This window comes from Desulfosalsimonas sp., assembly GCF_046483245.1.
Classification (GTDB): domain Bacteria; phylum Desulfobacterota; class Desulfobacteria; order Desulfobacterales; family Desulfosalsimonadaceae; genus Desulfosalsimonas.
This window is the reverse complement of the sequence record NZ_JAWODO010000129.1, coordinates 1-13,471: the sequence shown is the minus strand read 5'-3', so window position 1 is coordinate 13,471 and position 13,471 is coordinate 1. Positions and strand designations below refer to the sequence as shown.

The following is a 13,471-nucleotide window of genomic DNA, read 5'->3' as shown; positions in this document are numbered from 1 at the left end:
TGGTCAGGCAGGCCGGTCTCACCGCCCGGCACGGAGAGGCCCTGGCGACGATCTTTGACCAGATCGATCATAATTACTGCCGGGATATTTGCCCTTATGTATTGTTTTATGAATGCACCACAGTCAAATAAAAAGGAATTTCCCGCTTATGTTTACCTTTATCCATGCTGCGGATATTCATCTCGACAGTCCCATGCACAAACTCGAGGCTTATGACGGGGCCCCTGTTGAGGAATTCCGGCTGTCAACCCGCAGGGCCTTTGAAAACCTGGTGGAACTCGCGCTCGGGCAAAAAGTGTCTTTTGTTTTGATTTCCGGAGATCTCTACGACGGGGACTGGAAGGATTACAACACCGGCCTGTATTTTATCAACCAGATGGTCCGCCTGCAAAAAGCCGGTATTCGGGTATTTGTGACAGCCGGAAACCACGATGCTGCCAGCACCATCACCCGCTCGCTGCGCATGCCCGACAACGTTACCCTGTTTGCCGCCAACCGGGCGGAAACCGCAACCATGGATGATCCGGCCGTGGCCATCCACGGCAGAAGTTTTACCGCACCCGCGGAAAAATACGATCTGTCCGCAGACTATCCCGCCCCCCTGCCCGGCCGGTTTAACATCGGCATGCTCCATACCTGCGCCACCGGCAGACCCGGCCATGAAGCCTATGCCCCCTGCTCTCCTGCCCGGCTTGCGCAAACAGGATATCAGTACTGGGCCCTGGGCCATGTTCACGATCACGAGGTATTGAACCGGGAGCCCTTTATCGTGTTTCCCGGAAACACCCAGGGCCGGCATATCCGGGAGGCCGGGCCCAAAGGCTGCGTTCTGGTGACAGTAACAGACAGCACGGATATTGACCTTGCATTTACTCCCACTGACGTGGTGCGCTGGTGCCTGATCTCTGTAGACGCGGGCGGCAGCCACGACGCCCGTGAAGTGATCAGCGCGTTTGCCGGCCAACTGGAAACCGTGATTTCGGAAAACAATGCCATGCCCCTGGCCGTTCGGGTGGAAATCAATGGTGAAACAAAGGCTGCCGGCGAACTGGCCGCAGACCCGGAACGCTGGACCGGCGAAATCCGGGCCGCGGCCATTGAAACCGGTGCAGGCCGTGTGTGGGTGGAAAAAATCCGGTTTTTCTGCCGCCTTCCTGAAACTATTGACCATCCGCCTTCAGGCGGGGCCATGGAAGAACTTGTATCCCTGTTTGAGGACCTGGCAGACGACCCCGAGGCCAGAACAGCCCTCGGCAGTGAGCTTTCGGATTTCTGCCGCAAGCTGCCCATAGAGCTCAGACATGGCCCGGACGGCATCAAATGCGATGATCCGGACTGGATCAAGGACCTTCTGGAGCATGTCCAGCCGGAACTGATGGGCCGGCTGATGGGCAAAGGAGAAAAATCATGAAAATCGAAGCCCTTCACCTGACTGCATTTGGCCCGTTTACAAACACCTGCCTTGATTTCAGCGGGGCCGGCCGCGGCCTTCACCTGGTCTACGGCCCCAACGAAGCCGGCAAAAGCTCGGCCCTGCGGGCTTTGCGCGCCCTGTTCTACGGAATTGACGAACGAAGCGCCGACAGCTTCATCCACCCTTATGCCAAAATGCGCGTGGGCGCAACACTGTGCGCAGATAACGGGCAGCGATTGGACATCGTCCGGCGCAAGGGCCGGACCAACACCCTGCGGGGGGCAGACGATCAGACCGTGGTGAAGGAAAGCGTTCTGGCCGGTTTTTTAAACCACGTGGATGCAGATGTCTTTGCCACCATGTTCGGTATCGGCTATGACGACCTGGTGACCGGGGGCCGCCAGATTGTCTCAGGGGGCGGGGATTTGGGCCAGCTCGTATTTTCGGCCGGATCCGGCATTGTGCGGCTAAAAGAAATCCGTGATGCGCTTCAGGCCGAAGCTGAAAATCTGTTTAAGCCATCTGGCAAAAACCCGGCCATCAATGCCGCGTTATTGCAGTTAAAAGACATTGAAAAACAGCTTCAGCAGACCATGCTTCCCGGCACCCGGTGGACCGGGCTTGAAAAGGAGTACCGGCAGGCCAGGGAAAACCGCCAAAGGGTTGAAGCCGAACTGCGGGAAAACCAAAAGGCGCGCCATCATTTGGACAGAATCAGACAGGCCCTGCCTGTCATTGCCCGGCGGCAGGAAGTCACAGACCTGCTGGCCCGATATGAAAACACCCCGGTGCTGGTAGCCGATTTTGCCGAAACCCGCCGGGATCTTGTGTCTAAACTCGACATGGCCCGCAGGGAGGCCGAGCGCGCGGAGACTGCCATTTCCACCATTGAAAAGGAAATGGCCGGGCTGCTGCCCGATGATGCAATTATCGCCAACGCCGAACTCATTGAAGAGCTTTATCAGCAGCTTGGCAGCCAGCACAAGGCCGAAGGCGACCGGGTGGGCCTCGATACCCGGCGCTCTGCGCTGCTGGGCGAATGCCGGGAAATTCTGCGCAACCTCTCAGAGGATTTAAGCCTTGAAGACGCCGAACAACTGCGCATCAAAAAGGAACAGGCCGCGGCCATCCGGCGCCTTTCCTCTGAATATGAGCAGATCACAACCCGAATGGAAAGTGCTAAAGAGACCCTGCCGGAAATAACCCGGGAGATCCGGCACCTTGAAGAACAAAAACAGCAACTTTCCGTCCCCCGGGACCCGCAATCCATAGCGGCCCTGGAGGCCGTGCTGACAGAAGCCCTGGAATACGCGCCCCTGGAAAAACAAAATAAGCAGGATCTTGCCGGCATGGATGCCCGCAAGGCCAATTCGGAAAACCGGATGCAGCAGATGGGCCTTTCCGCAAAAACCGCCGGCGAGCTCCAGAAACTGCCGGTCCCTGCAATAGAAACCATCCAGGTTTATGAAGACAGCTTTGATCAGGCTCAAACCCGCGCCCGGGAACTGGATAGGGAGGACCAACAGATAAAGGAGCATCTCCGGGAAACCGAAACCCGCATAAAGGCCGGGCAGATGGCCCAGGCCGTACCCTCCGAGTCTGACTTGAACACCGCCCGGGCCCGAAGGGATCAGGGCTGGCAGCTTGTCCGCACCCGGCTTGAAGGCGGCCGCCCGGACGAGCAGGCGATTTCCGAATACCTTGGCCTCTCAGACAACTGCACCATTCTGGCCGACGCCTTTGAATACCATGTAAAAGGCGCAGATGAACTTGCAGACCGCCTGCGCCGGGAGGCCGACCGGGTGGCCGAGCATGCAAGGCTTGCTGCGGACCACCAGGCCGCACAAAACCGCCGGGCGGAACTGGATGCGGCATACAAACAGGCACAAGCCGAACTTGAAAACCTTCGCGGTCAATGGGAAAATCTCTGGGCTGAAACCGGGATCTCTCCGAAAACCCCCAGGGAAATGGAGCGCTGGGCCCGGGATTTTGTGGTGTTAAAAAACGATTTGTCCGAATTTGAGCAGCTCTGCGCAAAAGCACGGGATCTGCAGAACCAGACCGAAACCCGCCGGGCCGCCCTGGCAGAGGAACTCAAAAAACTTGATCCGCAAACCGATTTTTCCGGCTTGTCCTTAAGCCGGCTCGTATTTCAGGCCCGGAAGATCATTGAAGATGAGAAAAATCTCGCTGCCGAACATAAAAAAATTGACTCCGAGGCCGCAGCCAGAAAAAAGGAACTGGCTACGGCCAAAAACCGGCTTGAAACCGGACAAAAGGAGTTTGAAAAATGGCGCGCCAGCTGGGCGGCAGCGGTTTCTTCTCTGGGCCTTTCCGCAGACTCCCGCCCGGCTGAAGCCGAAGCGGTCATGGAGGATGTGCGCACCCTGTTTGAAAAGCTCAGAAATGCTGAAACCCTTCAAAAACGAATCCAGGGCATAGACCGGGATACAGAGGCGTTTTCCGGCAAGGTCTCAGCCCTGACAGATTCCGTTGCCCCGGATCTTTCCGGCAGCGCGGCCGAAGACATTGTCCTGCAGCTCCACGCCCGCCTGACCCGTGCCCGGGAGGACAGAACCCGGAAAAACACCCTTGAAAAACAACTGACAGCAGAGAAAAAGAACCTTGAAACCGCCCGCAAAAACACCCAATCCCTGCAGACCCGTCTTGGGCGGATGTGCGAGGAGGCCGGTTGCACGGATTACAGGCAGCTGCCCGAAGCCGAGCAGCGCTCCGAAAAGCGCAGGCAGCTCGAAACCGAGTTAAAATCCCTTGAACAAAGGATCCTGGAACTTTCCGGCGGGGCCACGGTGGAGCAATTTACGGCTGCGGCCGGGGCCGTGGATGCAGATACCATTGAACCGGAAATCAGCCGCTATGATGAAAAAATTGCAGAGCTGACAAAGCAGAAAGACAGCCTTACAGAGACTCTCGGCAGCCTGGGAAATGAAATGTCGAAAATGGACGGCAGCGCAAAAGCCGCTGAACTAGCCCAGAAGCGCCAGGAAATTCTGGGGCGCCTGGATCCGGATGCCCGCCACTACGTCCGGGTCAGGATTGCCATCCGGGTGCTGGACCGGGCCATTGACCGGTTCAGGGAAAAAAACCAGGACCCCATGCTCTTTCGGGCCTCGGAGCTGTTTGCAAAAATCACCTGCGGCGCGTTTTCCGGTATGCGCCCGGAATTTGACGACACCGGCCGTCCGGTGATCACCGGGGTGCGCGGGGCAGAGCACGAACTGGTCCCTGTATGGGCCATGAGCGACGGCACGGCAGACCAGCTTTATTTATCCCTGCGCCTGGCGGGCCTGGAAATGACAATGGAAAAAACCAGCCCCATGCCGTTTATCGTCGATGACATCCTGATCAAATTCGACAATGACCGGGCCGCAGCCGCCCTGGAAATCCTTGCCGATCTCTCGGCGCAGACCCAGGTGATCTTTTTTACCCATCACGCCCATTTAATCGACCTGGCCCGGCAGCGCCTGGCCGATGACAGGATAATTTACCACCAGCTTTGATGGTGCTGTAAAAGTTCAAGGTTCAAGCTCAAAGGTTCAAAAAAATAAAATCAAAGCTTTTAAGCATGCGGCAAAAAGTTGTTTGCAGTGTTCGGTCCTGGGCTGCGGCCTTGGGGAAACACTTCTAAATAACATCAAAAAGTTGCTGTTAGCACTTGGTTCTATAATTTTCGCATGATACCGACCCGGTGGCGGTTTGCTCCCTGCTGACCGCTTGCGCGCTCAATGCGACTCGCAAACCACCCCCGGGCCGGCATCATGGCCGACTGTGTGCAAAGTTTCACACCAAGGGAGTCGGAAGCAACACATTCAAGTCTTAAAAAGCATTGTTTTCATGCCCGATCCCGTGGGCTGGCCCGGCAAGAACCCTTCCAGGAAGCCCGGGGGCGGGGTCGGTTTTTAAGCGACATTGAGCGTTTCCGGGATAAATTCAGCCAATGCCGGAGCGAGTAAAATTTCAAATTGCCCGGGGCTGGATGGAAAAAACCCGGAAACGGTCAGGAGCGAAAAAACCGGCGCCGGCCCAGGGCTTCCTTCCTGACAAACAGCGGACGCGGTAAAAAGCTCTTTAGGGTGCCATCAGCTTTAAGAGGGCAAAACACTGTCTGCCCACAAATACCGGGGCCGTTTCCACGGCCCCGACACCTGTGCGCATTCATTATCAGCCGGTCTTTTGCGTTTCGCTCCATTCCTTTTCGCGTAGCTTGTATTTTTGGATTTTGCCCGTGGCCGTCTTGGGCAGTTCCCCCAATACCACGTGTTTGGGCGCCTTGAATCGGGCCAGGTTCTGCTTGCAAAAATCAATGATTTCCTCGGCTGTGGGTTCTGCACCGGGGCGCGGTGTGATATAGGCCTTGGGCACCTCGCCCCACTTGGGATCCGGGGTTGAGACCACAGCCACCTCCATAACAGCCGGATGCTGGTAAATGGTATTTTCCAGTTCAACGGTGGAGATATTTTCCCCGCCGCTGATAATGATGTCTTTTTTGCGGTCCATGATCTGTATGTATCCGTCCGGGTGCGTCACCGCCAAGTCCCCGGAGTGAAACCAGCCGCCGGCAAAAGCCACGCGGGTGGCCCGGGGATCCTTGTAATAACCAAGCATCACGTTGTTGCCGCGCATGACAATCTCGCCGATGGTCTGACCGTCACGGGGAACCGAGGTCATGGTCTCTGGATCGACCACGTCCATGTGCAGGGCATGCACGTAAGGCACTCCCTGCCGGGCCTTGATCCTGGCTTTCTCCTCGGGGTCCAGGTCCTTCCACCTGTCCTGCCACTTGCAGATGGAATGCGGGCCATAGACTTCTGTCAAACCGTAAGTCTGGGTGATGTTGGCGCCCACCTTTTCCATGTTTAAAATCACCTGGGGGGCCGGGGGTGCACCCGCGGTCATGATCTCCAGGTGATGGTCGAGCTTGATGCTGTTTTGTTCGGCATAAGCCGAAAGCCCGATCAAGACCGTGGGTGCGGCACACAAATGGGTGATCTGCTCGGAACCGATCATGTTGTAAATGGTTTCCGGCTCCACTTTCCGAAGGCATACATGGGTGGCGCCGGCCGCGGTCACGGCCCAGGGAAAACACCACCCGTTGCAATGAAACATGGGCAGGGTCCACAGGTAGTTGGATTCCGGGGTTAAGCCGAATTCAATGAGCTCTCCCATGGCGTTTAAAAAAGCCCCACGGTGATGGTACATCACACCCTTGGGCGAGCCCGTGGTGCCGCTGGTGTAATTGATGGTGGCCACCTCCTGCTCGTCTTCCACCAAAAACGGGGCCAGTTTGCCCGCACCTGAAGCCAGAAACGATTCATAATCCGTTCCCGGAAGCGGCATCTCATCGCTTGTGTCACAGATGTTGACGATGCGCTTGACATGGGGCAATTCTTCCTTGACCGGCTCGATTCGGTCGGCAAATTCATTGTCCACAAAAACGATCCGGGATTCGGAATGATTGATGATATAGCCCACTTCCTTCGGGGAAAGCCGGATATTGACACAGACCAGGGCCGCGCCGATCATGGGCACGGCAAAGTGGGCTTCAAGCATGGGCGGAATATTGGGGCTGATAAAGGCCACCTTGTCTCCCTTTTGAATGCCCGCATCGGCCAGGGCCGCGGCAAGGTCGCGCACGCGGCTGTAGAACTGTTCATAGGTGCGGCGGGTTTGTCCGTGGACCACTGCAATGTTGTCCGCATACACCACAGCGCTCCGCTCCAGAAACTGAACAGGGGTAAGCACATCGTAATTCACCGGTGTCATAACAAAAGCTCCTTGTTTGATTCATTTTTGATGGCGCCGTAAAAGTCCAATATCTGCGTTACGCGCAATTTCTCAGAATTTCACGTACGGCTAACTACGCTGCATTCTTCGAAATTGCGCAAGCCTTGATCTTGAAGTTTTACGGCGCCATCTGAAATAAGACTTTTTACGGTGCCATCATTTTTGGCTTTGAAAATTGAAAATGCACAATTCAGATCAACCAAAGCAAGAAGCATGCCGTTTACATTTGAATCAATGGAACGGCTGAGAATAAAGGGGATTAACAACAGGCAGGGCTATCCGGAATACCGTGTGCAGGCAAAACACCCTGGGGTCAAAGAACCCCAAAAACAAAGGCATTAGGAAAATAATGGTTTGATTTTAAAGATTAAAAATATTTTGAGGCCAATCAGCCCCAAAATCGGGCTATTTGATCCCGTGTTGTTGGATTTTTTTAAACAATGTGCGGCGATTGATTCCCAGGGCCGCGGCAGTGTCGGATCTGCGCCAGCGATGCTTTTTCAGGGCGGAGACAATCAGCTTTTTTTCCATGTCCAGAAGGGCTTCTTTCAGGTTTGCCGGCTGATCCGGAATTGACTGAAACATCTCTTTCGCAGGCTTTTGAGGGTCAGGCGCCCCGGGCAGTTCAAACCGGTTGACGGTGAAATATCTGTGGATCACATTCTGCAATTCCCGGACGTTTCCCGGCCAGTGGTGGGCATACACGGCATCGAGCATGGCGCCGGTAAGCTTGGGCCCATTTCCTGATCCGGCATACAAATTCAGGAAATGATCCACAAGCAGGGGCAGATCCTCCCTTCTGTCCCGCAGCGGGGGCATGTAAACCGGGATCACGTGCATGCGGAAAAAAAAGTCTTCCCGCATGCGCCCCTGCCTTACCAGGGATTCAGAATCACGGTTTGTGGCTGCGATGATTCGGATATCGGGTTTTCGCACCTCCCCTCCCCCGACCGGGGAAAAACCTTTTCCATCGATTACGCGCAATAACTTGACCTGCATGGCCGGGGTGATCTCCCCGATTTCATCCAGAAACAGCGTGCCGCCGTGGGCCTGGTGCAAGTGCCCTGCCCGGTCGCGATCCGCACCCGTAAAAGCCCCTTTTTTGTGCCCGAAAAATTCGCTTTCAAGCAGATGTTCCGGAATCGCTCCGCAATTGACCACCACAAAGGGCCCCTCTGCCCGGTTGCCCACATTGTGGATCTCCTGGGCCACCAGTTCCTTACCGGTGCCGGATTCCCCGTATATGATCACATTTGCACTACTGGCCGCGGCATGAACGATATTTTCATAAATGGCCTGCATTTCATGGCTTTTACCAATAATGGCCCCGAAACGAAACCGCTCCTTCATTCCGGTTCTGAGGCTGCGGTTTTCCTGCCGGAAATGGTCGGCCTGGGCGGCCAGGGCCTCTTCGGCCTGTTTTCGCTCGGTAATATCAATCATCAGGGTTTCAACGGTAAAAACCCTCTTGTCCGGATCAACCTCCTGTCGGGTTACGGCGTAATACCACCGGTCGTCAAGCTCGCTTTGGATCTCCCGCCTTACCGGATGGCCGTCTGATGCCGCATGAACCGGACAATTGGTACAGGGCAAATTCCGGCCGTGGAAAATGGCGTAGCATATCTCACCTGTGGCGTTATGGCCGATTTTTTCCCTCATGCTCCGGTTTAAAAACACGATCCGGTATTCCTTGCTAACAGCGTAAATCAACCCTCCTGCAGCTTCGATTACCCCGTTTAAGGATGCCTGGCTTCTTTGAAGTTCCCGCTGGGCGGTTTTGAGGTCTGTAATGTCCATAAAAGAAGCAATGGAGCGTTTTCCATCCGGCAGCATGGCCACCTTGATCCATATATCGCGAACCTGCCCGGAACGATTCACCACTCGGCAATCGTACTCATCCGGAACCAAAGACTCCCGGCGCCTGCGTCCGTGATGATAAGAAACCATTTTATCCAGGTCTTCCGGGGCAATAAACCGGCTCCATTTCATCCGGTGCTCGATCTCCTCCCTGGCAAACCCGCTTAATTTCTCAAATTCCACATTTGCCATGGAAATGGTCATATCGGGCTCGATGATAATGGATGCCGCCCCGGATTTTTCAAAGACCCGGCGGTACCATTGATGCACAGCGTCTGAATTTCTTGCCATTGACTTCATAATTCTATATAGATCACATAGTTTGTTTTTTTTCAATCATTGCCTGAAGTGGCTTGCGGATAGAAAGGAAGTATCATGAAACGGGCAGCACGCATTTTTGTTTTTCTGCTCACCGGGTTTTTGCTGATCTGTTTTGCAGCCGGGTGCGGTTCCGACAGTTTTATCATCAAACGGCAGGATCTGTCTGCGGTCAGCAACAGGCTCGCGCTGCTGGAACAGCGCATGGATCTGGAGACTGAAAAAACCGACATGCTTCTGGATCAGTGCAGGGATCAGAAACAATTTCTTGCACAATCCATGAAACAGCACGAAAATTCGCTGCAGGGGCTTGAACAGCAGCTGCTGCGGGTGCACGATGAGACAAAAAACAAGCTCACAGCTCTTGAAAGCGCCAAAAAACCCCAGCCCGTATCCAGGCCTGTACTGGAGAAATCCGGCACGGACAAACTGTTGATCGGAAGGCTGGAGAAAGTCCGGCTCACCCCTCCGGGCCGGGTTTTTCACGCCCGCATTGATACCGGCGCCACCACCTCGTCTTTGGATGCCCGCAATATTGAAACATTTGAAAGAGACGGCGATCGCTGGGTCAAATTCCAGATCCAGGAGCCGGAGAAGGAAACCTTGTACGAGGTGGAAAAGCCGGTTGTGCGGCACGTTCGCATTGTACAGGCATCCACGGAAGAAACCACCAGACGCCCGGTCATAGAGCTGCAGTTTCAAATCGGCGGGACCAAAAGAATTGAAGAATTCACCCTTGAAAACCGTTCCCACCTGGATTATCAGGTATTGATCGGCAGAAATGTTTTGCGCGATCTCATGATTGTCGATGTTGCCAAGGAATTCATCGCCCCTCTTGCAGGAGAAAAACCCAGCGAAAAAAAAAATAAATGAAGTCCAAATCCGCTTTTTACATTGTTGTCCTGATTCTGGTCTTAACGGGTCTGGGCCTTGGCTGGCTGAGACATGTAAACCTGGATATCCCCCTGGTACCGGGCCGGACACGTCCGGTCTGGCATATCGAGGCCAGAATCGACTTTGTGGCAGAGGGCGAACCGGTAAAGGTAAACCTGGATCTGCCCGGCAGCCCGCCGGGATTTGCCCAGGTGTCCGAACAGGCCGCATCAACGGGTTATGGATTTTCTATTGTGGATACTTCGACCGGACGCCGGGCGGAATGGACCCGGCGCGGGGCCCGGGGTGATCAGACCCTGTATTACAAGGTCCAGATGACCCCGGAGCCGGATGCCGGCAGAGAATCCAGGGTAAAGCAGCCGCCGGAACCCGAAACCGTCTACTGGGACCCATTGCAGGCAACAGCAGCCCACCAGCTCGAAGAACAGGCCTGGGAGAAATCCAGTACGCCGATTAGCTTTGCAAGGGAGCTGATCAAGCAGCTCAATGCTTCAGAGCCGGATCAGAACGCCTCCCTGCTGCTAAGCCAGTATCCCCTTCCCGAACTTCTGATGCGCCTGCTCAATCACGCAGGGATTGCCGCACGTGTCTCCATGGGTCTGGAACTTCAGGATGCCCGCAGATACCAGTCTTTGAAACCCATTCTGGAAGTGTTTGACCAGGACCGCTGGGTGCCGGTGGATCCGCAAACCGGCAGCCACGGGCTGCCCGAAAATATGCTTTTATGGCACCGGTCCGGAAAGTCTCTTCTGGATGTAACCGGCGGCAGCAACTCTGAAATCCATTTTTCCATGATCCGCCAAACCCTTCCGGCAATGGACCTGGCCCGGCTTCAGTTCCACGATGGTGGACTATCCCGTCTGAGCCTCTATTCGCTTCCCATTGAAGAGCAAAGTGTTTTCAAGCTGCTTTTGCTGCTGCCGGTGGGTGCCCTGATCATCACGTTTATGCGCATTGTCATCGGCATCCGCACATCCGGGACCTTCATGCCGGTGTTAATCGCTCTGTCGTTTCTCCAGACCCAGCTGGTACAGGGCATTGCCGCCTTTGTCATTATTGTGGCCCTCGGCCTGATGCTGCGGGGCTATCTGTCCAGGCTCAACCTGCTGATGGTGGCCCGGATTTCGACTTTGATCGTGCTGGTGATTTTTCTGACCTCCATGATCAGTGTGATCGGCTATGAACTGGGAGTGAATCTCGGGCTCACCATTACTTTCTTTCCCATGATCATCATTGCCTGGACCATTGAGCGGATGAGCATCCTTTGGGAAGAGGAAGGAAGCCGGGAAGTGCTCATCCAGGGCCTTGGCAGCCTCAGCGTGGCCGTGCTGGCCTATCTGTGCATGCGCATGCCCATTGTCCGGCATCTGACCTTTAATTTTCCGGAAGTCCACCTGATTCTGCTGGCCGGCATCCTGACCATGGGCCAGTACACCGGCTACAAACTCACCGAGCTCAAACGCTTTGGGGTAATGAGGAACAGCGGGTAAAATGTGGATTTTTCCGCCATCTTTACGCAGGCTTGGCTTTCTTGGCATGAACCGCAGGAACGTGGCCTATATCAGCCGGTATAACTCCAGGGGCCGGTATCCACTTGTGGATGACAAGCTCAAGACCAAGCTGCAGGCGGAAAAATTCCACATGGCAACCCCCCGGCTGCGGGGGGTGATCCGATACCAGTATGAAATTGAAACCTTTGCGGGCATGGTCAAAAATCTTAGCGGTTTTGCGGTCAAGCCGTCAAAGGGTTCGGGCGGCAAGGGCATTCTGGTCATCAAAGAGCGCAGCGGCGAGCTGTTTGTCAAATCCTCGGGCCGCAGTATCGACATCCATGTGGTGAAAAGACATCTGTCCAACATTCTGGCCGGACTTTACTCCCTGGCCGGCACCCCGGATGTGGCCATTATCGAGGATTTGATCCAACCATCTGAAATGTTTGAAAAACTGTCCTACGAGGGGGTGCCCGACATCCGGGTCATCATTTTCAGGGGATATCCGGTCATGGCAATGCTGCGGCTTTCCACCCGGGCATCCGACGGCAAAGCCAATCTGCACAAGGGTGCTGTGGGCGTGGGCCTCGATATTGCCACAGGCCGGTGCCTGCACGCGGTTCAATACTCAAAGCGCATCATCCGGCATCCGGATACCGGCATTGATTTAAACACCATTGCCATTCCGGACTGGAAAAATCTTTTGGAACTGGCCGCCCGCAGCTATGAAATCACACGGCTGGGCTATATCGGTGCCGATCTGGTGGTGGACAAAAACGCCGGACCCATGCTTTTGGAGCTAAACGCCCGGCCCGGGCTTTCCATCCAGGTGGCCAACGGTGCGGGCCTGCTGCCCCGCCTGAAAAAAATCGAGGCGCTGGATCCGGATTTTTCCCCTCGTGCGAAGCAGCGGGTGGAATTTGCCATGAAGGAATTTTGATGGCGGCGTAAAAAATTTTTTACATATCTTGATATTTGTCAGGAAGGGAGCCCAAGGTCGGGTTCAGTTTTTTCGCTCCTGAGCGTTTACGGATTCACCAAATGCCTTCGCTGAAATTTCAAGAACTCGGCCTGTCGGCCTCAAACAGCTTGAAATTTCTTTGCTCCGGCATTTGCTGAATTTTTCCGTAAACGCTCAATGTCGCTTCAAAAACCGAATCCCGACCTTGGGCTCCCTTGGAACGTCCTTTGATTTGCAAAAAGCCGGTCTACTCACCTCCCGATTTCGGAAAACCCTCCGGTGCGGGCCCTGGCCGTATCCAGGATCTGTTGGATCTGTATGCGCACCGAATCGGAAATAGTGTCTGCCGGGCTCCGGGTCTGTCGGACAAGCTGCTGGGTGCGCTGGACGATGTGCTCGGACATGGATTTTGATACAGGACATGAAAAAGCGGCTTCCGGCTTGTCTGATGATGCAAATGGCCTGACAAATCCATACGCCGCCAGTTTGTCCGTGGTCTGTTTGACCTTTCGGTAATCGCCTCCGGGACCTGCGGCCTCTATCTCTTCCCTGGCCAGGGTCTGCTCATCCACCAATACACCTTTGGCAATGTATTGGCTTTTTGCAATGATTTCGTCAGCCAGAACCAGCTGAAAAAGGGACCCGCACATGCCCGATTCCATAAATCCCACGTCATGGACGAGGCTGGGCCCGCTGAGCATGGCCGAATGAAGCGACAAAGAGGCTTCGATT

8 protein-coding genes are annotated in these 13,471 nt (G+C 55.0%); 5 read left to right on the top strand and 3 right to left on the bottom strand.

Annotated elements, in window-relative coordinates; all coding sequences use genetic code 11:
- Positions 1-148 precede the first annotated feature (148 nt).
- The gene (locus tag R6U41_RS11220) at positions 149-1,411 is read left to right on the top strand and encodes an exonuclease SbcCD subunit D (protein WP_410269926.1); all 1,263 of its coding nucleotides are present in this window, start codon (positions 149-151) and stop codon (positions 1,409-1,411) included.
- Positions 1,408-4,935, top strand: coding sequence for an AAA family ATPase (locus R6U41_RS11215; protein WP_410269925.1), 3,528 nt, complete (start codon positions 1,408-1,410; stop codon positions 4,933-4,935). Before R6U41_RS11220 ends, R6U41_RS11215 begins: the two co-directional genes overlap by 4 nt.
- 661 nt (positions 4,936-5,596) lie before the next feature.
- Here R6U41_RS11215 and R6U41_RS11210 read toward each other — a convergent pair.
- Together R6U41_RS11210 and R6U41_RS11205 are read right to left on the bottom strand one after the other, a co-directional pair.
- Entirely contained in the window at positions 5,597-7,198 is a 1,602-nt protein-coding gene (locus tag R6U41_RS11210; RefSeq protein WP_410269924.1) for a long-chain-fatty-acid--CoA ligase, read from the bottom strand.
- A gap of 426 nt (positions 7,199-7,624) precedes the next feature.
- Positions 7,625-9,367: a sigma 54-interacting transcriptional regulator gene (locus R6U41_RS11205; RefSeq protein ID WP_410269923.1), complete on the bottom strand. Its 1,743-nt coding sequence runs from the start codon at positions 9,365-9,367 to the stop codon at positions 7,625-7,627.
- A gap of 84 nt (positions 9,368-9,451) precedes the next feature.
- On the opposite strand from R6U41_RS11205, the gene R6U41_RS11200 reads away from it, so the two are divergent.
- The 3 genes from R6U41_RS11200 to R6U41_RS11190 are packed head-to-tail and all read left to right on the top strand — an operon-like array spanning position 9,452 to position 12,718.
- A complete protein-coding gene (locus R6U41_RS11200) occupies positions 9,452-10,267 on the top strand; it encodes an ATP-dependent zinc protease (protein ID WP_410269922.1) in 816 nt (271 codons plus the stop codon).
- Positions 10,264-11,778, top strand: a complete 1,515-nt coding sequence (locus tag R6U41_RS11195; protein ID WP_410269921.1) for an inactive transglutaminase family protein — start codon at positions 10,264-10,266, stop codon at positions 11,776-11,778. Before R6U41_RS11200 ends, R6U41_RS11195 begins: the two co-directional genes overlap by 4 nt.
- A gap of 1 nt (position 11,779) precedes the next feature.
- Positions 11,780-12,718 (top strand): alpha-L-glutamate ligase-like protein, encoded by a 939-nt coding sequence (locus tag R6U41_RS11190; RefSeq protein WP_410269920.1) that lies wholly within the window; start codon positions 11,780-11,782, stop codon positions 12,716-12,718.
- Between the two features lie 272 nt (positions 12,719-12,990).
- On the opposite strand, the gene R6U41_RS11185 is transcribed toward R6U41_RS11190, so the two are convergent.
- On the bottom strand, positions 12,991-13,471 hold a 481-nt coding region (locus tag R6U41_RS11185), incomplete at its 5' end, for a trimethylamine methyltransferase family protein (RefSeq protein WP_410269919.1).

Coding starts and splice junctions, on each gene's coding strand:
- R6U41_RS11220 (WP_410269926.1), top strand. CDS start 149: ATGTTTACCTTTATCCATGCTGCGGATATTCATCTCGACAGTCCCATG.
- R6U41_RS11215 (WP_410269925.1), top strand. CDS start 1,408: ATGAAAATCGAAGCCCTTCACCTGACTGCATTTGGCCCGTTTACAAAC.
- R6U41_RS11210 (WP_410269924.1), bottom strand. CDS start 7,198: ATGACACCGGTGAATTACGATGTGCTTACCCCTGTTCAGTTTCTGGAG.
- R6U41_RS11205 (WP_410269923.1), bottom strand. CDS start 9,367: ATGGCAAGAAATTCAGACGCTGTGCATCAATGGTACCGCCGGGTCTTT.
- R6U41_RS11200 (WP_410269922.1), top strand. CDS start 9,452: ATGAAACGGGCAGCACGCATTTTTGTTTTTCTGCTCACCGGGTTTTTG.
- R6U41_RS11195 (WP_410269921.1), top strand. CDS start 10,264: ATGAAGTCCAAATCCGCTTTTTACATTGTTGTCCTGATTCTGGTCTTA.
- R6U41_RS11190 (WP_410269920.1), top strand. CDS start 11,780: ATGTGGATTTTTCCGCCATCTTTACGCAGGCTTGGCTTTCTTGGCATG.